Annotated in this window: 19 protein-coding genes; 14 read left to right on the top strand and 5 right to left on the bottom strand. The window is 44.5% G+C overall.

Annotation, left to right across the window (positions count from 1 at the left end; translation table 11 throughout):
- Window positions 1-93 precede the first annotated feature (93 nt).
- From INQ51_RS01885 to INQ51_RS01870, 4 genes are all read right to left on the bottom strand, one after another.
- On the bottom strand, window positions 94-2,631 hold the full coding sequence (locus INQ51_RS01885; RefSeq protein ID WP_233376207.1) for a TonB-dependent receptor plug domain-containing protein: 2,538 nt from the start codon (window positions 2,629-2,631) through the stop codon (window positions 94-96).
- Window positions 2,631-3,494 (bottom strand): FecR family protein, encoded by an 864-nt coding sequence (locus tag INQ51_RS01880; RefSeq protein ID WP_233376206.1) that lies wholly within the window; start codon window positions 3,492-3,494, stop codon window positions 2,631-2,633. The genes INQ51_RS01885 and INQ51_RS01880 overlap by 1 nt, the downstream gene beginning before the upstream one ends.
- Window positions 3,487-3,990 (bottom strand): RNA polymerase sigma factor, encoded by a 504-nt coding sequence (locus INQ51_RS01875; protein WP_233376205.1) that lies wholly within the window; start codon window positions 3,988-3,990, stop codon window positions 3,487-3,489. Before INQ51_RS01875 ends, INQ51_RS01880 begins: the two co-directional genes overlap by 8 nt.
- 84 nt (window positions 3,991-4,074) lie before the next feature.
- Window positions 4,075-4,995 carry a hypothetical protein gene (locus tag INQ51_RS01870; RefSeq protein WP_233376204.1) on the bottom strand — a complete coding sequence of 307 codons (921 nt, stop codon included), beginning with the start codon at window positions 4,993-4,995 and terminating at the stop codon, window positions 4,075-4,077.
- Between the two features lie 216 nt (window positions 4,996-5,211).
- Between INQ51_RS01870 and INQ51_RS01865 the strand changes: the two genes are divergently transcribed.
- Entirely contained in the window at window positions 5,212-6,846 is a 1,635-nt protein-coding gene (locus tag INQ51_RS01865) for an alkaline phosphatase family protein (protein WP_233376203.1), read from the top strand.
- 14 nt (window positions 6,847-6,860) lie between these two features.
- Here the strand turns inward: INQ51_RS01865 and INQ51_RS01860 are convergent, their stop codons facing one another.
- Window positions 6,861-7,265 (bottom strand): carboxypeptidase-like regulatory domain-containing protein, encoded by a 405-nt coding sequence (locus INQ51_RS01860; RefSeq protein ID WP_233376202.1) that lies wholly within the window; start codon window positions 7,263-7,265, stop codon window positions 6,861-6,863.
- A gap of 413 nt (window positions 7,266-7,678) precedes the next feature.
- On the opposite strand from INQ51_RS01860, the gene INQ51_RS01855 reads away from it, so the two are divergent.
- The 13 genes from INQ51_RS01855 (at window position 7,679) to INQ51_RS01795 (ending at window position 21,754) form a co-directional block, all read left to right on the top strand.
- Window positions 7,679-8,164, top strand: coding sequence for a complex I 24 kDa subunit family protein (locus INQ51_RS01855; RefSeq protein ID WP_233376201.1), 486 nt, complete (start codon window positions 7,679-7,681; stop codon window positions 8,162-8,164).
- 10 nt (window positions 8,165-8,174) lie between these two features.
- Window positions 8,175-9,359: an NADH-ubiquinone oxidoreductase-F iron-sulfur binding region domain-containing protein gene (locus INQ51_RS01850; RefSeq protein WP_233376200.1), complete on the top strand. Its 1,185-nt coding sequence runs from the start codon at window positions 8,175-8,177 to the stop codon at window positions 9,357-9,359.
- A gap of 18 nt (window positions 9,360-9,377) precedes the next feature.
- Complete coding sequence (locus tag INQ51_RS01845) at window positions 9,378-11,168, top strand: NADH-dependent [FeFe] hydrogenase, group A6 (RefSeq protein ID WP_233376199.1); 1,791 nt, start codon at window positions 9,378-9,380, stop codon at window positions 11,166-11,168.
- 64 nt (window positions 11,169-11,232) lie between these two features.
- Entirely contained in the window at window positions 11,233-11,721 is a 489-nt protein-coding gene (locus INQ51_RS01840) for a methylated-DNA--[protein]-cysteine S-methyltransferase (RefSeq protein WP_233376198.1), read from the top strand.
- Between the two features lie 236 nt (window positions 11,722-11,957).
- Window positions 11,958-12,917, top strand: a complete 960-nt coding sequence (locus INQ51_RS01835; protein ID WP_233376197.1) for an alpha/beta hydrolase — start codon at window positions 11,958-11,960, stop codon at window positions 12,915-12,917.
- Window positions 12,918-13,062: 145 nt separating this feature from the next.
- Complete coding sequence (locus tag INQ51_RS01830) at window positions 13,063-13,896, top strand: endonuclease/exonuclease/phosphatase family protein (protein ID WP_233376196.1); 834 nt, start codon at window positions 13,063-13,065, stop codon at window positions 13,894-13,896.
- A 256-nt stretch (window positions 13,897-14,152) separates the two neighbouring features.
- Window positions 14,153-15,574, top strand: a complete 1,422-nt coding sequence (locus INQ51_RS01825; protein ID WP_233376195.1) for an alanine/glycine:cation symporter family protein — start codon at window positions 14,153-14,155, stop codon at window positions 15,572-15,574.
- A gap of 106 nt (window positions 15,575-15,680) precedes the next feature.
- Window positions 15,681-16,310, top strand: a complete 630-nt coding sequence (locus INQ51_RS01820) for a YkgJ family cysteine cluster protein (protein WP_233376194.1) — start codon at window positions 15,681-15,683, stop codon at window positions 16,308-16,310.
- Between the two features lie 46 nt (window positions 16,311-16,356).
- The gene (locus INQ51_RS01815) at window positions 16,357-16,965 is read left to right on the top strand and encodes a hypothetical protein (RefSeq protein ID WP_233376193.1); all 609 of its coding nucleotides are present in this window, start codon (window positions 16,357-16,359) and stop codon (window positions 16,963-16,965) included.
- A 173-nt stretch (window positions 16,966-17,138) separates the two neighbouring features.
- Window positions 17,139-19,025, top strand: coding sequence for a DUF4139 domain-containing protein (locus INQ51_RS01810; RefSeq protein ID WP_233376192.1), 1,887 nt, complete (start codon window positions 17,139-17,141; stop codon window positions 19,023-19,025).
- Window positions 19,026-19,129: 104 nt separating this feature from the next.
- A complete protein-coding gene (locus INQ51_RS01805) occupies window positions 19,130-20,017 on the top strand; it encodes a LysR family transcriptional regulator (RefSeq protein WP_233376191.1) in 888 nt (295 codons plus the stop codon).
- 75 nt (window positions 20,018-20,092) lie between these two features.
- Window positions 20,093-21,016, top strand: a complete 924-nt coding sequence (locus INQ51_RS01800) for a YeiH family protein (protein ID WP_233376190.1) — start codon at window positions 20,093-20,095, stop codon at window positions 21,014-21,016.
- Window positions 21,017-21,043: 27 nt separating this feature from the next.
- On the top strand, window positions 21,044-21,754 hold the full coding sequence (locus tag INQ51_RS01795; RefSeq protein WP_233376189.1) for a sulfite exporter TauE/SafE family protein: 711 nt from the start codon (window positions 21,044-21,046) through the stop codon (window positions 21,752-21,754).
- Window positions 21,755-21,789: the final 35 nt, after the last annotated feature.

Genomic DNA, 21,789 nt, shown 5'->3' with positions numbered 1-21,789 from the left:
AAACTAACCATTTTGATGAATTTTAGTTCAGCAAAAATTAAAAAACGGAAAAATATCCTTGAAGTTTAACACTTATCTTTCCTGTAACGGATATCAGAATTCAACCTTCAGAAAGATGGCCGGGGTAAAGGAAACAGCATCGGTATAAACGCCTACCACATCCAGATCGTCGGTAGAAGTTAATCGCAGGTTGGAGTATTTGATGTTTTTGGTATCAAGCACGTTCAAAACGGAAATTCCTGCTTCGGCTTTCACTTTGCCAGGTTTGAATTTATAAACCAGCGATGCATCCAGACGTTTGTAGGGTTGATCCAGTTTTTTACCACTCTCGGTTTCAATGTCAAAGCGCTCGAACCCCGATCCGTAGACATAACTACTTGAAAAATAAAAGGATTTGTAATTCAGGATTCCTGCCAGTTTTAGCTCATGCTTTTGCTGTTGAGGAGCCGGGAGGTAGTATTCCCGCAAATAGACAGGGAAATGCTCGTCGGCCTGGCAATACGAGTACGACACCCAGGCCATGTGGCGTTTGTATTCTTTTTTCAGAAAAACATCCATGCCGTAAGTCCGGGCTTTGCCTTCATAAAAACCGGCGTCGAAACGTTTGTTCTCGGCGTAATAGCGCGTTAGTCCGTTGGTGGTTTTGTAATATCCTTCAATGCTGGCGGTCCAACCACTATGGTTGTAGGCCAGCCCGGCAACCGAGTGCATTGCATTCAATACCGGAATGTTCCCTTCGTCGGCATTGATCCAGAAGTCGGTAAAATTATTCAGGCTATCCACCACGGTTGTTTTTACCAGAAACTGGTGGTAGGTTCCCCACGCAACATTGAATTTTACATCGTTTGTAATATTTAGCGAGGCTGATACCCGTGGGTCAACGTACCATTTCCCTCGATCGGTGGCGTAGTTGGCTCGCACGCCTGCCGTCAACTTCAGAATATTGCCAAGCGGAAGCTCGTCCTGGAGGTAGGCGACAATCCGAGAATAGGAGCGGTCGTAATTTAAGGTGTTTGTTTCCAGTGTCGTTCGGTTGAGTTGTACGCCGTTGCTTACCACTCCCAACGCAGAAATAAGCTTGTGCCCTTCTCTGAATGAAAAGGTATGTTCTGCGTTGACCCTGATTTCATCCACATGGTTTTCCGAATCTGCTTGTCGTGTAATCCGCGAAATTTCTGTCCGGGTATTAAAAAGCTCATTTTTCTCAGAGAATTTCTGTTGAAAGTAGGAATAGGCGGCAGTTATATTTGTAACGCTGCCGTTGTGCCACGGGTAGCTGAGTTGAGCTGAACTTCCAATCTGCTGGTTTTTTTCTCCTTCCGACTGGGTAATGATGGTTCTTGCTACTTCTCCTTCCATGTCGTAGTTAAAATCGTCGCCACCTCCGTATAAACTGAGCGAAAATTGTCCTTTGTTTTTTAGTCGGTGCGAAAATTTCAGGTTGGCATCGCGAAATACATAATCAGGTTTTACGTTGAAGTCGACCGAAGATGAAAGGATGTTTTGCCCGGGGTTGTTGCCTTTTCCGGAGCCACTGGGGCGGCGTGTGAAAAAGGAAAGATTGGCCGGATCGTAAAGCGGGTAATAGGTTTGGCGGTAGGCCGCAATCAACGACGATCTTTTACCGATGGGCGTTTGCACCATGGTATTCACGGTGTTGGAATTAATGTTCAGGATAAAACCGGATTTTTGAAGCGAGCCGTCTTTGGCTGTAATATCAATGATTCCACCCACCCGGTCGCCGTAACGGGCTTCGTACCCGCCTTTCATCACTTCAATATTTTTTACCATGAAAGGGTTGACAACACTAATGTTGTCGTTGAAATTTTTTAACCCGAAAACCGTAAAACCATCAAACTGAATTTTGCTTTGCCCTTCGTAGGTACCCCAAATCAACAGGTTGTTGGATTGTTCGCCAGCTGCCAGAATTCCGGGCATCAGCCGTAGTAAATTGAAAATGGAATTGTCGCCGTGCCCGGGAAGGATGGGAGCAATCTGGTGGTTGATCTTCATGTAACCTGCGCGGTCGCCGATCAGGGTTGATCTTTCGATGGGATTGCCACGTACCTTGACTTCGCGAATACTCTCTATGCGCGGCATCAAAAAGAATCTCCGGTTTAAGCTGTTTGAAACCACCGTGTCGTAAACAAAATAACCAAGGTGCGATATTCGCAGGGCAAAGCTCGAATCGGTGGAAGCGATAAAATTGAAGTTCCCGTTTTGGTCGGTTTGCACCGGGGTGCGGTTTACCGAAACGTAGGAAAAAGGCAAAGGCTCGCTTGTAAATGCTTCCAGTACCTGGCCGGAGATTTGGGTGTCGGTTGTTTCGGGTTCTGGTTGCCGGGGGATGATCAGAAATACATCGTCCGATTTTTCAAGCTCCAGCGGAAGGTTTTTGATTAAAAAGAGAAGAGTCTCTTCTGCCGTTTTAAATTCGCGGTTGGCTGAAACCGGGTATTGGGAAAGCAGGTCGTTGTCGAAAGCAAACTGAAAGCCATAACTTTCTTTTAGATCAAGCAGCACCTGATTCAGCGGGGTTTTTCGGGCAGTTACGTTTATTCTTTCGGGTGTTTGCGCGGCCAGCTGAAACACGAGCAGCAGCAAAATTCCCAGATAACCTGATTTTAGCATTAACTTTTATCAACGATCCGGTATACGTTTTCCGATTGTTTGACAAACTTAAGGTTCATGGGTTTGCAAACAAGACCCAGCACTTCTTCAACGTTGGGCTTTTTTGAAAAATTGCTTCCAAAGTTACGATTATTTAACTGAGGGTCAAGTTCTATGGTAACAGCATATTGTCGTTCAATTTCGTCGATTACTTCCTTTAACGGGCGTCCTGCAAAAAAGAACTGGTTGTTGGTCCAGCCAATGGTACTTTCCGGATTAAACATCTTTTTCACCACGAGTTTTCCCTCTTCCAGTTCAGCGTGGTTATTGGGTAAAAGTACAATGTGCTCGCCTGTTAAAGTGCTAACATCCACTTTCCCTGTTAGGCAGGTAACGCGGTAGTTTTCGTCGCGTGCATAAATATTGAATGAAGTTCCCAGCACCTGCGTTGTCCCGTTGCTTGATTGAACCAGGAATTTTTTCCCCTTCTGTACATTGAAAAATCCTTCTCCCTCAAAATCCAGTTTTCGTTGCAGTTTCCATCTCAGCGGATAATAAGTGAGTGTGGAGCCGGCATTTAGTTCCACTTTTGAGCCATCGGGCAAAAGAGCGGTAAGGTGTTCTCCGGGCAGGGTTTCAATGGTTTTTGAATAAAAGGCAGCTATCCCGGCCAGCCCAACAAGAACCAGGAATACCGCTGCCACCGACCACCGGGTAGTTTGCGTGCGAAACTGTACTGTTTTTCCGGCTGGTTGAGCTGTGATTTTCTTTTCCAGTTCGGCCCACACTTCCGCATCCGATTTTTCCCAGGCAATTTTTCCTTTCCCCAAAAAGGAATGTTGGTTGTTCAAAGAATCTTCGCTATGTATACTTTTATTATTCATTGGTTTTCAAATTCACCTGAAGATATTCAAGTGCTTTTTTCATTCGTTTTTCCACCGCTTTTACACTGATCATACACATTTCTGCAATTTCGGTGTATTTCAGGTTTTCAACCCGGCTCATTAAAAATACTGTTCGCTGGTTTTCCGGCATGTGTAGCAGAGCCTTGTCGTACCTGCTTTTTAACTGTTCAAATGCCATTTCGTCTTCCGGTGAGCGGGTTTCTTTTTCGGGCCGGTAATGTTTAAAAAACTGGAAAGAACGTTGCTCCTTTCGGTAATGCGAGATAAAAAGGTCGTTGGCAATTTTATAAAGCAGGCCGGTTATCCGGTCAGGAGAAAAAGATCCATTCTTTTCCCACACTTTCATAAAAGTTTCCTGGGCAATGTCGGTAGCAATTTCGGTGTCTCCCGATCGGTAGAAAACATAGTTGCGAACCCGGGCAAAATGCAATTCGAATAGTTCTTTAAATTCCTGTTGCGTCAAAATGGCCTTCAATCAATGGTGTTTCCTCAAAGATAAAGCAGAATTCAGAATAAAGCACCCGGAAAGTTATACTTCCCGGGCACTCTTTTATATACTTTATTTACCGGATTGATGCTTGTTTCTGAATTGATGCCTTGCCAGGTCTATTTCCTGCACATTGCCCTCGCTGTCGGTCATTGTAGCAACCTCGTCGCACTCGCCATTGCCGTAATCCAGTGTACTTATCACCGTGCCGTTCAGCGTAATCGTAATGGTTCCTTCCACAATGTAGCGGCAATCGTACACTTTTTTAAGCGGATTAATAATTTCTTTTACATAGGTGTCAGTTACTCCGTCTTTGGTCATCGTTGCCGTGGCTCCGCCGGTAATTATTATTACGTCGTCACTCTGATCATCTTCAGTGTCCATGCCTGCCAGCCATTGCCAGATGCGTTCCGACGACCTTTCAATTACGGTGCCATCGGCCAGAGTAAAGGTAAGTTCCGAAATGTGCTGACGGAATAGAGTGTCTACCTTGTCGACGATGATGGATGTATAGCCATTGATGGTTACCGAATCAACCGTGAAATTGGTGTAGGTAACTGTTTTTTCGAAGTCCTGCGAATAGCGCGGAGCCGAAATGTAGATCTCAATAATTCCGCTCAGCACTTTCCCGTTCCGAAGAACTGTGCTGTCGCCATAATCAAGTGTAAGCGTTTTCGGGTAGTCTCCTTCTACCTCCATACCAATGGAAACATTAGGGCAGTGGCTGGCTTTGTACCTGAGTTTCTGGTTCCATTGAAAACGGTTGCCAAAATGCCACCAGCGGGTAAGTTGTCCTTCCATGTTGGCAAAAAACTCCACCTCGTATTCCGATTCGGCAGTGGCAGCTTCTATTTTAACTTCGTTCAAAGTAACCTGTGCCGATTTCTCAGCTAGAAGTTCGTCGTCGGGTGTTGGTGTGTTGGTGTCGTCGTTGTTACACGCAAACAAAAACACGGCTAAGCCCAAAAATAAGATTCCAAAAATTCGTTTCATGACATTATTTAATTTTGAGTGTTTTGTTGGTAAACCGTCTCCCAAAGCGTTTACCCTACCTCGGTTAAGTATTTTTTTTCGATTATTTTTCTTCGGGGGCAGAAACGATTGATATCCAGGAAAATATATTTTCAGAAAAAATGTAACACGGCAGATTCTGCCTTTGTATGAACCATTTCATTTCGTATTTTTGGACGCTTAATAGTGGAAGGAAATATGAGAGTTAAGGTATTTATTGCAGGGCTTCTGGCCCAGTTTGTTTTTACATCGGTAGTTGTTGCCCAGGAAATATTTCAGGAATCGCGCCCCAAAGTAGTAGTCGGTATTGTGGTGGAGAACATGCGCCCGGATTACGTTCAGCGTTTTTGGAACAAATTTCAGCCGGGCGGATTTAAAAAGCTCTATTCGAACGGTGCTGTTTGTACCAATGTAAAACTTACGCTACACTCTCAAAACTATGCCAGCGGAATGGCTACTTTGTACACCGGGGTTACTCCTTCCATTCACGGAATTGTTAACAATACCTGGTACGACAGGCTTAAAAAGAAAGAAATCGATTGTACGGAAGACGATTACTACATGACAGTAGGCGCAGATACGGATGAAGGTGATGCTTCGCCGGTTCGGTTGCTGTCGAATACCGTAACCAATAGCCTGAAGATGTTTACGATGGGGAAATCGAAGGTATTTAGTGTCGGGTTGAACCGCGAGTCGGCCATATTCAGCGCCGGTCATGCTGCCGACGGAGCTTATTGGTTCGATATTGTTTCGGGAAGGATGATTTCCAGTTCTTTTTATGTGAGTAATTTTCCGGATTGGGTGAGGTTGTTTAACAGCGAGAACTACGCGGCCCGTTACAGTTACCGCAACTGGGTGACCTTATTGCCCGAGACCGAATATACCGAAGCTACGCGTGATGATTATTTGCTGGAAAGAGGATATTTTGGCGAGTTCAATACATTTCCGCACGCCGTAAATAAATACATCAAAAAAACGGAAAACTTCCGGCCATTTAAAACAACGCCTTCTGCCAACCTGATGATCAAGGATTTTGCCCTGCAGCTGATGGACAACGAAGGGATTGGTGATGACGATGTTACTGATTTTGTGAGTGTGGTATTCTCTTCAATGGATTATGAAAACGGCTCGTTTGGACCGTCTTCGCTCGAAATGGAGGATTCATACCTTTACCTCGATCAATACCTGGCCGAGTTGATCGACGGGGTGGAAAAGAAGTACGGAAAAGGAAATGTGTTGTTCTTTCTGACTTCCAATTCTTCGGCCTCGTACCCGGTTGAATACCTGAAAGACGAATTTCATTTGCCGGTTGATTATTTTAACATCGACCGGGCGCTTGCTTTGCTGACATTGTACCTGAACAATACTTACGGTTCCGAAGAATGGATTGAACATACCAGCGATCTTCAGATTTTCCTCGATCATGAGTTGATCAAGAAGAAAGGTTTCGACCTGAACGAGATCAGTGAATCGGCTGCCAATTTTATCAACCAGTTCGAAGGTGTTCAGCTGGCGTTGCCGGCGCATCAACTCGAGCAGGGAAGTTCTGCCAACGGCTTGCTTCAGCCTTTGTACACTTCGTATTACAAAAACCGCTCGGGCGACTTCCTGTACCTTTTAAAAGAAGGCTGGCAGCCCGGATACAAGTTTAAACGTGTAAACTACAACGACCAGTCGCATATTCCGCTGGTATTTTACGGATACGGTATTTCGCATCAGATCATTCGGGGCAAGTACGAGGCGGTCGATTTAGTGCCTACGCTTTCCCAATTACTGAATATACCGATACCCGATAAATGTCAGGGAAAAATTATAAAGGAAATGATCCCGTAGTAACGTAAGATGGATTAAAACAGTCTCCAGGTTTTGCTGTCTGTAGCTTTTTTCTCCGGCTTTACTTCTGCACGTATGTCTTCCACTTTTTTCTGGCGACGTTTGTCATCAGCCTTGGGTTCGAGTTTTACAACTAATATGGTGTCAGAGCTTAACGCAAGCTGCTGGGTGAAGTCTTTAAACCCATCGGTTGTAATTTTCAGCTGAATATCGCTTCCGTGTAAAACGAGCCGGTAAAATCCGTTTTTGTTGGAGATGGTGCCAATTCCTGAGTTGGATTCCAGGATGCTTACATTCTCAATGGCTTCTCCGTTTGTACTGTTATTGACATATCCCGAAACGGTCACAACCTGCGCCCGGCTTAAGTTAGGGAATAGCCATAAGATAAAAATGACATTGGTGAGGATAACTGTTTTCATGATGTATTGTTTTCTTGTTTTCTGGCCCTCTAAAATTAAGCAAAAAAAACCGAATACGAAGGCTTATTTTGACATTAAAGATTAAAAAATCCTTAATTTTTTGAAGCTTATTTAGACTACATAGATAGATACGTTCAGAAAATGTATTGTATAACATATGTTCACATGATAAATGTTAGTTTATTGGGTCGAATCTGCGTTGTTTGTGGATTAAATCGCTAAACCTGTTGAAAAACATTATATTACAGGATGAAACTTCTGTTATTTTAGTTTTTACCTCCTTATTTTTGTTAGAGAGCGATTGTTAGAAATCGTAAAAAAATCAACCAACTTTCAACGACTGACCCAGCCTCTTCGGGCGCTCTGCTTAACAATAACAACTAATAGCCATTTTACAACCAAAAACTTATCTCATGGATCCGATCCAAACTTTAGTCAAAGACCTGGCTGATATCCACGGACGCAAAAGAGAAAGTCTTTTGCCGATTATGCAAGGAGTGGTGGAAAAAGAAAATTACCTCTCCGAGTTATCGATGATCGAGATTGCCCGGGAGATGGACATTCCCGCTGCCGATGTTTATGGAACAGCCACTTTTTATTCTTTTCTCGAAACCAAATCAACCGGAAAGTACACCATCAGGGTGTGTAAAACCATTACTTGTGCCATGAAAGGGAAGAACCAGGTACTGTTTGCCATCCAGGACATGCTGAAGATCAAACTGGGGGAAACAACCCCCGATCATCAGTTCACGCTCCTGGAAACCAACTGTCTGGGTTGGTGCCACAAGGCGCCGGCCATGCTCATAAACGACGAGGTTTATACGGAGCTTACGCCCGAGAAAGTACGCGAAATACTTTCTGAGTACATGAAACAGAATGGCAATAACGGTTACCACTAAAATTACATCCATGGCAAATTCACACCAACTGAAACGTGTCGACTTCATTTTTAGAAATGAAAACGACTGGGAGAAAGTGCTTTCCAATACAATAAAAAAGAGTCCCCGCGACCTGATCAACGAGCTAATTAGTTCGGAACTGAAAGGGCGGGGCGGAGCTGGTTTTCCTACGGGATTAAAATGGAAACTGACTTCGGAAGCCGAATCGGATGAAAAATACGTGATTTGTAATGCCGATGAGGGAGAGCCTGGTACTTTCAAAGACCGCGAGATACTTTCGCGTGTTCCTTACAAAGTGTTTACGGCAATGGCCATTTGCGGCTATATTACCGGCGCCCGCGAAGGTTTTATTTACCTGCGGGGCGAATACAAGTTTTTAAAGGAAGAACTGGAAAAAGTGATCGATGAGTTTGATTACTACTGCAAGGAGATCAGACTTGATTTTAAAATAAAGGTGTTCATGGGCAGCGGTGCCTACATTTGCGGCGAAGAAACCGCTCTGATGGAATCGATGGAAGGCAAGCGCGGCGAACCCCGGAATAAGCCTCCGTTTCCCACTCAGGCCGGTTATCAGGGAAAGCCAACGGTGATCAATAATGTGGAAACGCTTGTGCACACCTTTACCATATTTAAATACGGCGCCAAAAAATTCTACGATCTCGGAGTGCAGTATTCCCGCGGTACCAAACTGTTTTCGGTTTCAGGAGATACTCCCAAACCCGGAATTTACGAGTTGGAACTGGGAATGAGTCTTCAGGATTTCGTGTATGAATTTGGTGACGGAGATACCAAAGCGGTGCAGGTAGGCGGAGCTTCCGGCTTTTTGGTGCCGCGTAAAAAATTCAAAGATGCCGCTATCGGATTTAAAGGCAAACTCACCGGAATTTCTCTGCCAACCGGGGGGTCGATGATGCTTTTCAATAGCTCGCGGTCGATGTTCAATGTGCTGGACAATTACCTGGAATTTTTCAGGGAAGAATCGTGCGGGCAGTGTACGCCTTGCCGGGTGGGCTGCCAGCAGCTTTTGCTGGGGATAAAAGCCGTTAAACGGGGCGACAAACCAGCTGCCTATCTCGATAAGCTTTTGCGTTTGACCGAAACCATGCAGTACACCGCCAAGTGCGGGTTGGGGCAGTCGGTGGCCAATTCGTTTTCTTCCATTGTCGAAAATTTTCGCGAGGAAATGATCTATTAACCAAAACGGAACATCAAAATGAGTAAAAAAGTCAATATAACCATCAATGGATACCCCGTGGAAATAAAAGCGGGTGAAACCATCCTGGAAGCAGCCGAATCAGAAGGGATAAAGATCCCGACTTTGTGCTACCACAAAGATTTGTGTGTGGCCGGAAACTGCCGCGTTTGTGTGGTGGAAGTAGTGGGGCAAAAGCGATTGTCGGCTGCCTGTGCTACGCCCTGCGAAGACGGAATGGAAATTCTTACCAATAGCCTGAAGGTGCGAAACTCGCGCAAGCAGATCATCGAGCTTTTATTGGCAGAGCACAATGCCGATTGTACCAAATGCTACCGAAACGGAAACTGCGAACTACAAACCCTGGCTTCGGAGTATAAAATTATGACCCAGGAATTCATTGAGCTGGTTCCGCTGAAGAAGTTTTCGATCGATATGTATTCACCGTCCATTATGAAAGACGACAGTAAATGCATTCGTTGTCAGCGTTGTGTGCGGACCTGCGCCGAGTTACAGGGAGTAAATGCGCTTACTGTGGCACACAAAGGTGACCAGATGAAGATCACGACGTTTTTTGAAAAGGCGATGCGCGATGTGGTGTGTACCAATTGCGGGCAGTGTGTGAACCATTGTCCTACCGGAGCGCTTGTAGAGAAAAACTACATCGAAGAGGTTTGGGAAGCTATTGCCAATCCAAACCTGCACGTTATTGTGCAAACGGCTCCTGCAGTGCGTGTTGGTTTAGGCGAAGAGCTTGGAATGGAGCCCGGTGAAAGTGTTACCGGTAAAATGGTGGCAGCTTTGAAGCGGCTTGGATTCGATTCGGTGTTGGATACCGATTTTACAGCCGACCTTACAATTATTGAAGAAGGAACAGAGCTGCTTACCCGTCTGAAAAAAGTGTTGGTTGACAAGGATGAAACGGTGAAATTACCGATGGCCACTTCTTGCTCGCCTGGATGGATCAAATACGTCGAACATATGTATCCCGAATATTTGAAGCATCTTTCAACCTGTAAGTCGCCGCAACAGATGTTTGGTGCGTTAGCAAAAACCTATTATGCCAAAGCCCGGAACCTGGAGCCCGATAAAATTATTTCGGTTTCGATAATGCCTTGCACAGCTAAGAAATACGAGGCTTACCGCCCGGAAATGCACGACAGTGGCTACCGCGACGTGGATTATGTGTTAACCACACGCGAGTTGGCTATTCTGATCAAACAAGCCGGGTTGGATTTTAAAAAGCTGGAGCCTGCTAAATTTGACCGTCTGATGGGAGAATCAACCGGTGCAGCTGTAATTTTTGGTGCAACAGGCGGAGTGATGGAAGCTGCTTTAAGAACGGCATACGAAATTGTTACCGGCAGAGATGTCCCCTTTGAAAACCTCGATATTACACCGGTTCGCGGAATCGATGGGGTTCGCGAAGCTTCCGTGAAAATTGAGAACCCGGTAGAAGAATGGGCATTTTTGGATGGTGTTGAACTGAAATGTGCGGTTGCGCACGGGCTTATCAATGCCAAGAGTGTAATGGATGCCGTAAAAAGCGGTGAAGCCAATTATCATTTTATCGAGTTTATGGCTTGCCCGGGCGGCTGTTTGGGCGGAGGAGGACAACCCATCCCTACCAATGCCGAAATCAGGCGAAAAAGGGCAGAAGCTATTTATGCGGAAGATAGAGGACTGCCGATCCGTAAATCGCACGAGAATCCGGAAATCCACAAGTTGTACAAAGATTTTCTGAAAGAGCCGCTGGGCGAAGTATCGCACCACTTGCTGCACACGAAATACACCAAACGAGAGCGTTATTAGTGAGTAATATAGTTGAATTTGGATGAAATCCGGTATCTTCGGGGGTACCGGATTTTTTTATGTTATGGAAGAAATTTTTGATCAATACATCTCATCACCGGTAGGGTGGCTTAAGATAAGTGTAACAGAAAACGCACTTGTTTCGATTTCGTTTTGCGGGGATGAAGAAGATTCTTCTCCTGAGCCACCTGCAATGATGGAGACCGTAATTCAGCAATTGAAGGAATATTTTGAGGGGACCCGTTTGACTTTTGATCTCCCTTTAAGTCCGGAAGGGAGTGAATTTCAGAAAAAAGTATGGACCTTGGTGGCTGAGGTGCCGTTCGGAAGTACTGCGTCCTATCTCGATATTGCCCTTCGGTCGGGATCGGAGAAAAATACCCGCGCCGTAGGCCTGGCAAACGGCAAAAATCCAATCCCGATAATTATTCCCTGTCACCGGATCATCGGTTCAAACGGAAAGTTAACCGGGTATGCCGGAGGTCTCGATAAAAAACGTTGGCTGTTACAGCACGAACTTCGTTATTCGGATCGAAAAAATCTGCTGTTTTAGTCCCATGTCGGGATTGAAATTCCCAATGTGATCACCTGTGGTTTTGTTTGTCTTTTGCAGAGGCTTGTTTTTCAGTATTTTGTGTTTTTGGCCCGCCGTTTGGTAAAATAGAAACCGAAATCAGGAAGATAAAAAGATAAGAAATAGGGACCTCCCTAAAAAATGGAATTCAATACGGATTCCATTTTTCTTTTGCACACCTTCGCCCGAAATTATATATTCACCACAAAAACAGCATGTATAAATACTGGATAGCAAGTATCTTTTTTGTGTGTATTGCGTTTGTTGCCGCGGCACAGGAAAGATACCAGGGAGTTTGGTTTGATGAAATTTCAACAGAAACAGCTACGTATGCAACCAAAGACGGAGAGAACCTGGATCTGGATATCTACCTGCCACAGGGAGATTCTGAAACGGAGCGACCTACGGTTATTTTTGTACATGGTGGTGGCTTTAGCGGCGGAACTCGGAATGGGCAGATGATTGTGGATTTTTGTACACAGGTGGCGAGCCGTGGTTATGTGGTGGCTTCCATTTCGTACCGGCTTACCCGGAAAGGAAAACCCGGCGGTTTTGGCTGTGAATGCCCTGCCAATGAAAAACTGAATACCATCAACGCAGCGGTGGAGGATCTTCAGGATGCTACCTTCTTTTTAATTGAAAACAGGGAGCAGTTTGGGATCGACCCGCAGAAAATAATCCTTGCCGGGAGTAGTGCCGGAGCCGAAACGGCATTGGTAGCTGCCTACCAGCCTCCCTATTGTTACGGGCTTGAATCGGGGCCGGTATCGTTTGCCGGAGTTATCGGAATGGCCGGTGCCATTGTTGACACAGCTGCCGTGTACGACGAGTCGGCAGTGCCCTCGCTCTTGTTTCACGGAACCGATGATAACCTGGTGCCTTACGCAACAGCTCCTCACCATTATTGTGCGGAAGATGCGCCCGGCTACCTCGTTTTGCACGGGTCGTACACCATTGCGCAAAAGCTCGATAAGTTGGGAGTGCCTCACTGGCTGCATACTTCGTGCGGTGCCGCGCATGAAATAGCGAATAAACCCATGACGGAATACATAAATGAAATCGTGGATTTCTGCTATCATTTTGTTGTTAAGGGCCAAAAGGAATTCAGACGCACGATTATTGAGGGAGTTCAAAAAGATACTAAGTACGAGCAGTTTAAGTTTTGTGAAGAATAGGTTTAAAACGAACATGAAAAGCAATTGATCGGAGAGAATAATGATCTGTCAGCTGAAGGATGTCGGGTACTCCGGGGATTGATACATAATTTATGTTCAAAAAATATTTGATAGAAGAATAAAATTTTAACTAAAATAGATTCAGGTGAAAAAGATTTTCGCGTTCCTCTTATTCTTATTTCCATTTACATTATTTGCACAGGAAATGAACATCATGAGTTTCAATATTCGTTTAAACACCTCGGCCGACGGGGAAAATGCCTGGCCCAACCGGATTACCATGGTAAATGGCCTGCTGAGGTTTCACGACGCTGATATTTTTGGTTTGCAGGAGGCTTTTTACGGGCAGATTACGGACATTGAGAACGGTTTGCCCGGTTTTGAATGGATAGGTGTTGGCCGTGACGATGGCGAAAAGGAAGGCGAGTTTTCTCCTATCTTTTTTAACAAAGCCAAATTTATTCTTCTGGAAAACGGTCATTTCTGGCTTTCCCAAAATTGCGATAAGCCTGGTTTGGGCTGGGATGCAGCCTGCAACCGGGTGGTTACCTGGGGAAAATTTCAATCAAAGGTAACGGGTAAGAAATTCTTTGTTTTTAATACCCATTTTGATCATATTGGAGTGGAAGCACGTAAAAACTCTGCTTTGCTGATCCGCGATAAAATAAAGGAAATTACAGGGAACAATGGTTTCCCGGTGATTCTGACAGGCGACTTCAATCTTACTCCGGACTCAGAGCCGATTGGTATGATCAAAAAATACATGGCCGACAGCCGCGATATTACCGAAGAGCCGCCTTATGGACCAACCGGAACTTTCCAGGGATTTAAAATGGATGCTCCACAGGAGAACAGGATTGACTATGTGTTTGTGAACTCGAAAGTGAAAGTGCTGAAATATGCTACCTTAACTGATTCTAAAAACCAACGTTTCCCTTCGGATCATTTTCCTGTTTTTGTGAAAGCTGTTTTAAAATAAGGAGGCTGTCCTGTAACATTTTTTCCTGTCCTGTAGCTTTTTTTCTGTTTCCTGTAGGATTTTTAACGATCCTGCGGCTTTTTTTGAAATTTCTGCATCATTTTTTCTCGTCCTGCTAAAAATTTTCAAATTCCTGCGCCGCAGGAAAGCATAAAATCTGTGCAGGGAGGGGTAAAAGCAAGCAGGACGCCCCAAAACGATGCAGGATACTGTTATACCTATTGTTTTTCTGAGTGAGCCTTACGTGAAATAGCCATTGCGGGTAATTATTGCATTTCTGAATGATTTCTCCTTTCTTAGCGAGATGTTTGAAGAACTGGGCCAGCTTATAATATCTGTATCGGACGGAATTTGGGGAACACCCATACTGATCCTGCTGCTGGGCGGCGGGTTTTACTTCCTTGTTTATTCGCGGCTGGTGCCTTTGCGCTACATTGGACATGCACTGAAAATTCTCACCGGAAAATACGACGACCCGAACGAGGCGGGGCAATTGCGGCATTACCAGGCTTTATCGACCGCGCTGGCAGGTACTGTAGGAATGGGAAACGTAAGTGGAGTAGCCGTGGCAATTACAATGGGCGGGCCGGGTGCCATCTTCTGGATGTGGGTTTCGGCCTTGCTGGGGGTGAGTACCAAGTTTTTTACCTGTTCGCTGGCGGTTATGTTCCGCGGCAAAGATTCTGCCGGAGAAATTCAGGGAGGACCGATGTACTACATAACTGAAGGCCTTGGGAGGAATTGGAAACCCGTGGCGGTGTTCTTTGCTGTAATGGCCATGGTGGGGGTTTCGCCTTTGTTTCAGGCCAACCAGCTTACCCAGATGATTCGCGACGTGCTGTTGGTTCCCAACAATATTCCGGTGTCGTTTGGCAGCGACCTGGTCACCGGAATCGTTATTTCAATCATCGTTGGAATAGTTGTTATTGGCGGGATCAAACGAATTGGCAATGTTACCGGTAGCTTGGTACCAACCATGGTGGTGGTGTATACCGTAACAGTTTTGTACATTATTTTCTCTCATCCGGCGCATATTATCCCGGCTTTCCAAACCATTTTCGAAGATGCATTTACAGGAGATGCGGTACTGGGAGGTGCTGTTGGAGCGGTGATTATCACCGGGGTGCGACGGGCAGCTTTTTCCAACGAAGCGGGACTGGGTACAGCCCCGATGGCACACGGCGCTGCCAAAACCAACGAACCCATTCGCGAGGGCCTGGTGGCAATGCTGGGGCCCATTATAGATACCATTATCGTTTGTACCATGACCGCCTTGGCGCTGATTATTACCGATACCTGGCTGATAAGCAATGCCGACGGAATTACGCTTACCGCACAGGCTTTTGATTCGGCTATTCCGGGAGTTGGAAAGTACATCCTGGTGGTCTGTGTTATTTTCTTTTCCATGTCAACCATGTTTGCCTTTCCGTACTACGGCGTTAAATGCCTGGGTTTTGTGGCGGGGGCAAAGTACCAGCATCTGTACAATTATGTGTTTGTGTTGGTGATCATTGTCGGGGCGGTGTCGAACCTTCGCGTCATCATCGGGCTCATCGATATTGCCTTTGCGCTGATGGCGTTCCCCACTGTAATTTCAACCATTCTTCTTTCTCCGCATGTAAAACGTGCCTCTATCGATTATTTTGCGCGGTTAAAATTGGAAAAAAACAGAAAATAGCTGCTGTATGCCAGGTGTTTTATTTCAGAAATTATGTTGCCTGTTCCATTGAATATCTGTTAAAAATGATCTATTTTTCCGGAAGAATCCTTTAACAAAAAAAGACTTGAGCATTCAATCCGAAAACTTCGAAAAAGCTTTTTATCACGACGGTTACCAACTGGGAATGAAAGCCTGTAAGGAACCCGTTTCCGAAGAAAATTTACTGGCTGCATTGGTCGAAATGCTCCGAAATATCGACGATCTGACGGATAGTCTTTTGGTGTATGCCCGGCAACAGGGGAAGGCGGTTGAGTGCAAGAAAGGGTGCCACTGGTGTTGTCACCAACCGGTTTTTGCGATGGATTATGAACTAAAGTATCTTCGAAAATATGTAAGCGAGAAGTTTAGTTTGCCGCAACAAACCGAAATAAAACAACGGGCCGAAGAGAAGAACAACCGTCTGAGGCAACTAAAAGGAAACGATTTACTGAATGCCAAACATCACTGTCCGCTTTTGATGAACGGAGCGTGTATGGCTTACGAGGCACGCCCGGTAGCCTGTCGCATCTACCTTTCTTCGAGTGTAGATTCCTGTCAGAAATTCTTTCAGTCGCCCGATGATAAAAGCAATTATCCGGCTTTGCTCGATTTTCCGATGCGCTTGGGACGAATGATGAACGAAGGTTTTAAAGCCGCCCTAAAGGCCAACGGAATAGTGGCCAGAGAATTTCGGATCGAAGAGAAATTAATGTAATTTCAACGTTGACAATTTGCTTAATCACTCAAAATCAGCTTAACATATGAGCTTCGGTGGTTCCGTTTTAGCAATGATTCAGTCGCTACGGGCCAATGCACGGCCCAAGCACAAGGCTTACCAGGATTGGACAAAAACCGAAAACAGACGTTATTCAAGCAGTCCTCAGGTATTCTTTAAAAAAGTTTCGGCCGAAAAACTGGCTGAGATAAAAGCCAAAAACCGGGAGGAGACAGAACGTGAACAAAGAAGAAGTTATTGGAAAATTACTTTGTCGTTATTAGTTATAGTTCCAGTTGTTACCCTCTTTTTGTTTGAGTTCTTCTTTCAGCCAGACCGAATAAATCGCAATCCAGCCAGATCAAAGACCGTAGAGGCGACACTTTCTGCTGAGCAGATTGATTATCTTTTGAATTCGGGTTACAGCTGGTTGAACAAGAACCATTACAAAAATGCGCGTTTTCAGTTTGAACGGGTGCTTGAAGTGCAGCCCCGAAATAAAATAGCGGTTTACGGAATGGCTGCCAGCTTTGTTTACGAGTGCAAAAAAGAACGGCAAAAATGCGACGAAGCCCAAAAGCGGCTGGATGAATACATCCGGAAATACGGAGAAGATTCAACCACTGATTATCTGAAATTAATGCTTGGGAATTAACAGTGAACCTCTTTAATAAAAAATGCACTTATTTTCTTTTACATATCCTTACATTTTCTTCTAAAGAGATAATATGTTTCAATAGATATTTTGCATAATTTTTAATACATTGGCTCAACATCCCGGATTCGTTTTAATAAGAATTATTCTAACCAATAAACAATATAGAACACATGAAGGCATTGATGACAATTCTCCTCGGTTTTTTATTTACACAGGTATTTGCCCAGGAAGTAAATGAAAGGGAAATTACCACAGAAATTTCAGAAGTAACAGTCTTTATTGATGGCGCTCAAATTGTCAGGAACAAAACAATCGACTTTCAGAAAGGAATAACTTTATTGAAGTTTGTAAATCTATCGCCTTTTATTGAAGCGAAAAGTGTACAGGTGAAAGCCAATGGTGCCATTACGGTTTTGGCGGTAAATCATCAGCAGGATTTTTTGACTGAGCTCGAAAAACCAAAAGAAGCAGTGGCGATTGAATCGGAAATCGAAGCTGTAAATGCCCAGATTGAATTGGAAAAAACTTACCTGACCATAGTGGGGGAGGAAGTTGCATTTTTAAGAGACAACCGGGTAATAGGAGGAAAGAACAATGATGTAAATGTGGGGGTATTAAAGGAGGCGTCAGAATTTTACGGTACAAAACTCACCGCTTTAATGCTAAAAAGAATAGAACGGGAAAGTACATTGAAACAGTTGGAAGAGAAAAGGAACAAGCTTCAAAGTCAGTTGAGTATTTTGTCGGGCACAAAGCAATATGCACAGGGTGAAATTCTGGTAAAAATTGATGCAAAGGCTACCACTTCTGCCAAAATAGAACTTTTGTACCTGGTTACCAATGCGGGGTGGTACCCGTCTTATGACATAAGAGCTAAGTCGATTACTGAGCCGCTTGAGGTGGTTTACAAAGCCAACCTGAGACAAGACACAAAGATTGACTGGAAAAATGTGAAGCTCAAATTCTCATCGGTTGATCCGGGGACTTCAGGTGTCGCTCCTGAACTGAGTCCCTATTTCCTTAATTATAATATTCTGCCTCCGGTATACAAAACACAAATTAATTCGGTAAGCGGACGGGTGGTGGATCAAAACAATGAGTCAGTCCCTGGTGTAAGCATAAATATTCCGGGAACAAGCATGGGGACTATTAGCGATATCGATGGGAAGTACTCAATTATGCTTCCGGCTGATGCCCACCAGTTAAATTTCTCGTTTATTGGATTCAAGCCATTAATATTACCCGTTTCGGGGCCTGTTTTGAATGTTGTGATGGAAGAAGATATTGTTGCGATGGAAGAAGTAGTTGCTGTGGGATTCGGGGTTGTAGCCGATGATATTGAGGTAGCTTTGCCAGGCCGAATGCCGGGTGTTTCTGTCAGGGGAGCTTCAACTTTAAAAGGGAAAAAAAATGAAAGCATCGCCATTCCATTTGAACAAACTGAAAATCAGACCTCGGTTGAATTTGAAATAAAAACGCCTTATTCGGTGAAATCCGATAACAATGTTTATTCGGTTGATATGGCTGTATATGAAATACCTGCTATGTTTCAGTATTATTCAGTTCCTAAAATAGATAAAAATGCCTTCTTGCTTGCGTATATAAGCGATTGGGAAAAGTATAACCTGCTAGAGGGAGAAGCCAATGTATTTTTTGAAGGAACTTTTGTCGGAAAAACCTTGCTTGATGTAAGATTTGCTTCTGACACTTTGCAGGTGTCTCTGGGCAAGGACAAAAATGTTAGCGTTACCCGTGAACTTAAAAAAGAATACACTGCGCGTCGGTTTATTGGTGCCAACAAAGAAGAGACGAGGTATTGGGAAACGCTCGTAAAAAACAATAAAAGTTCAGAAATCAGCATGATGATCCTTGACCAGATTCCTGTTTCAACCTTAGCCGAAATAGAAGTAGAGGTTCTGGATATTTCAGGAGGAAAGCTGGATAAGGAAAGCGGAGAGGTTAAGTGGGAATTTGATCTTCATGCAGGAAAATCAAAAGAAATGAATCTGAAGTATTCGGTAAAATATCCAAAGTCGAAGAAACTGCTGCTGGAGTAAAGAATCTCAGTTGATAAAAACAGGAATACCCCATTCGCTCATATCCTAAAACCATAAAGCGTATCTTTATGGCTGCGGGATGTTTCCTGAAAAAAAGCATTGACATGGATTACAGAGATAGTGTTTTTATTGCTGTTGCCGAAAACCTGAGCTTTTCGAAAGCGGCCGAAGAGCTGCACATCAGCCAGCCGGCAGTTACCAGACATATAAAAGAGCTGGAAAGTAAGTACAACATTGGCCTGTTTGAGCGGAAGGGAAACAAAATTTACCTGACACGCGCCGGCAAAACAGTCTACAATTCGCTCAAAAAAGTCGAACAGCTTTACCGCGATCTTAGCTTTGAAATCGGACAGTTGAACAACACGGTTTCCGGCGAATTTATCATCGGTGCAAGTTCCACCATTTCGCAATACGTAATCCCCCGGGTGATTGCTTCGTTTCATAAACGCTACCCCAAAATCAGGATACATCTGGTAAACGGTAATTCGCTGGAAATGGAGCAGCTACTGCTGGAGAACAAGCTGGATGTGGCATTGGTGGAGAACGAGTCGTCACTGGCCGGAATCCGGTACAAAAGTTTTCTGGATGATGAGCTAATTGTGGTTACAGGTGCCAAAAGCGTGTATGCAAAGCGAAAAAACATCAGTGTTGAAGATTTTACCAAGTTTCCGATTGTGCTTCGTGAGCATGGTTCGGGTACTTTGGAAATAATAAAGCGAACGCTCGAAAAACAAAATATCGATTTTAACGGACTGAATACAGTCGTACATTTGGGGAGTACCGAATCCATTAAAAATTTTCTGCAGGATTTTGACGGGATCGCAGTCATTTCAGAAAAAGCCGCTACCATCGAACTATACCTGAACAGCTTGATAAAACTCAATGTTGCGGGTATTTCCATTCCCCGGAAATTCAGGATCGCACTGCGGCAGGGATACGAAAGCAAACAGGTGGAATTGTTTGAAAACTTTCTGCTTCAGTATGATTTTTAGTTATTCAGTATAATTATTTAGTATTTGATTTGATTATGATGTCGGGGTACTTTTGCGTTGTCAAAAGTTCTTGATATGAATAAGAAAATCAAAAAAACAAGCTGGTTATATACCGTAATTATTTTTGTTTGCTTTTTGCCTTTTGTTTCACCTGTTGTTGCACTGGGAACGGGCATTTTGCTTTCCGCTTTAGGGATAAAATCGGACAGTGCGGGCAAGTACACCGCTAAAGTGTTGCAGGCTTCGATTGTGCTGATGGGCTTTGGAATGAGTCTGCATGAAGTGCTTGCTGCTTCCAAAAGCGGGTTTCTCCATACAGCGGTGTCCGTTTCCCTGGTTATGATTTGCGGAATCCTGTTGGGGAGGCTGTTCAAGGTAGAGAAAAACATTTCGTTGCTGATTGCTTCCGGTACTGCTATATGCGGCGGAAGTGCCATTGCTGCTGTGGCTCCGATCCTGAACAGCAAAGATTACCAAAATTCGTTTGCGCTGATTGTCGTGTTTGTTTTAAACGGCCTGGCTTTGTTGTTATTCCCCTTGGTTGGATGGAAGCTTGGGTTAAGTCAGGAAACCTTTGGGAACTGGGCGGCTATTGCGATTCACGACACCAGTTCGGTGGTGGGGGCGGGTGCTGTTTATGGCGACAAGGCACTGCAGGTTGCCACCACTGTAAAACTGATCCGGGCCCTTTGGATTATTCCGCTTTCCATTGTGCTGGCCCTGCTTGGCAAAAACACTTCGCGGAAATCGATCCGCTTCCCCTGGTTTATTCTGTTTTTTGTGCTGGCCATTGGTTTTGCCAACTTATTTCCGGCTTTTGCTACCACCTATTCGCATTTTAGCTGGCTCGGAAAGCGTGGAATGATGGTAGCGCTTTTCCTGATAGGTTCCAATATATCGTACCGCGAGATGAAACAGTCCGGAGTGAAAAGCTTTGCATTGGGAATTTCTTTATGGGTGCTAACCTCGGTTGCATCGCTGTTAATGCTGAGTTTGTAAAATGGATTTCACCTTTAACTTATAGGTATGAATATTTGGGTTGTACTGGTTATCGTGTTCTCGAGTTTGCTGAAAGGTGTAACAGGTTTTGGTTTTGCGCTGGTTTCTTTGCCGGTTCTTATGGCGTGGTATCCTCCCCGCGAAATTATTCCGGTGTTGATGATTTGTAACCTGATTGCCTCACTGTTCATTGTTTTGCAGAAGAAACAACACCCACTGGTAACGCGTCCCTATCAGTCGCTGATTGTGAGTGGCGGGCTGTTTACAGTTTTGGGAGTCATGGCTCTGAAAACCGTTTCGGAGCAAACGCTGGTACATATTACCGGACTCGTATTTATTGTACTTACCCTTTTTTCGTGGCGAAAACTACCCGAGGTAAAATTGCCCCCCAATGCTTTTTCTTTGGCAGGCGCCCTTATTGGTTTTATCACCGGTGCCATATCGGTGAGTGGCCCGCCGCTTGCCTTGTTTCTGAATATATCAAGAGTAGATAACCGTGGTTTTCGCGAAATATTTGCATGGTTTAGCATTGTTACAGCAGTTGTTGCCATTGCGGGCTATATTCAAACGGGCTTGTTGTCTATGCAGTCGTTAAAGATGGCTCTCGTTTTTGTCCCTATTCTACTGCTTGGCACCATTGTGGGGAAACGTCTGAACTCTTTATTCTCAGTGAATGCTTTCCGGAAAATAAACATGGCCATTACATTGCTTGCCAGTTTTTTGCTGCTGGTTTCCTAAAACGCCCGAAAGAGAGGATATAAATCAGTGAGACT

Origin of the sequence: Maribellus sp. CM-23, from assembly GCF_021354595.1 — a bacterium.
In the GTDB taxonomy this organism is placed as follows: domain Bacteria; phylum Bacteroidota; class Bacteroidia; order Bacteroidales; family Prolixibacteraceae; genus Draconibacterium.
The sequence above is the reverse complement of the archived record's forward strand: the minus strand, read 5'-3'. Positions and strand labels throughout refer to the sequence as shown.

Bases quoted from the DNA above. Each gene is read 5' to 3' on its own strand.
- INQ51_RS01885 (WP_233376207.1), bottom strand. From the start codon at position 2,631: ATGCTAAAATCAGGTTATCTGGGAATTTTGCTGCTGCTCGTGTTTCAG.
- INQ51_RS01880 (WP_233376206.1), bottom strand. From the start codon at position 3,494: ATGAATAATAAAAGTATACATAGCGAAGATTCTTTGAACAACCAACAT.
- INQ51_RS01870 (WP_233376204.1), bottom strand. From the start codon at position 4,995: ATGAAACGAATTTTTGGAATCTTATTTTTGGGCTTAGCCGTGTTTTTG.
- INQ51_RS01865 (WP_233376203.1), top strand. From the start codon at position 5,212: ATGAGAGTTAAGGTATTTATTGCAGGGCTTCTGGCCCAGTTTGTTTTT.
- INQ51_RS01860 (WP_233376202.1), bottom strand. From the start codon at position 7,265: ATGAAAACAGTTATCCTCACCAATGTCATTTTTATCTTATGGCTATTC.
- INQ51_RS01855 (WP_233376201.1), top strand. From the start codon at position 7,679: ATGGATCCGATCCAAACTTTAGTCAAAGACCTGGCTGATATCCACGGA.
- INQ51_RS01850 (WP_233376200.1), top strand. From the start codon at position 8,175: ATGGCAAATTCACACCAACTGAAACGTGTCGACTTCATTTTTAGAAAT.
- INQ51_RS01845 (WP_233376199.1), top strand. From the start codon at position 9,378: ATGAGTAAAAAAGTCAATATAACCATCAATGGATACCCCGTGGAAATA.
- INQ51_RS01840 (WP_233376198.1), top strand. From the start codon at position 11,233: ATGGAAGAAATTTTTGATCAATACATCTCATCACCGGTAGGGTGGCTT.
- INQ51_RS01835 (WP_233376197.1), top strand. From the start codon at position 11,958: ATGTATAAATACTGGATAGCAAGTATCTTTTTTGTGTGTATTGCGTTT.
- INQ51_RS01815 (WP_233376193.1), top strand. From the start codon at position 16,357: ATGAGCTTCGGTGGTTCCGTTTTAGCAATGATTCAGTCGCTACGGGCC.
- INQ51_RS01810 (WP_233376192.1), top strand. From the start codon at position 17,139: ATGAAGGCATTGATGACAATTCTCCTCGGTTTTTTATTTACACAGGTA.
- INQ51_RS01805 (WP_233376191.1), top strand. From the start codon at position 19,130: ATGGATTACAGAGATAGTGTTTTTATTGCTGTTGCCGAAAACCTGAGC.
- INQ51_RS01800 (WP_233376190.1), top strand. From the start codon at position 20,093: ATGAATAAGAAAATCAAAAAAACAAGCTGGTTATATACCGTAATTATT.
- INQ51_RS01795 (WP_233376189.1), top strand. From the start codon at position 21,044: ATGAATATTTGGGTTGTACTGGTTATCGTGTTCTCGAGTTTGCTGAAA.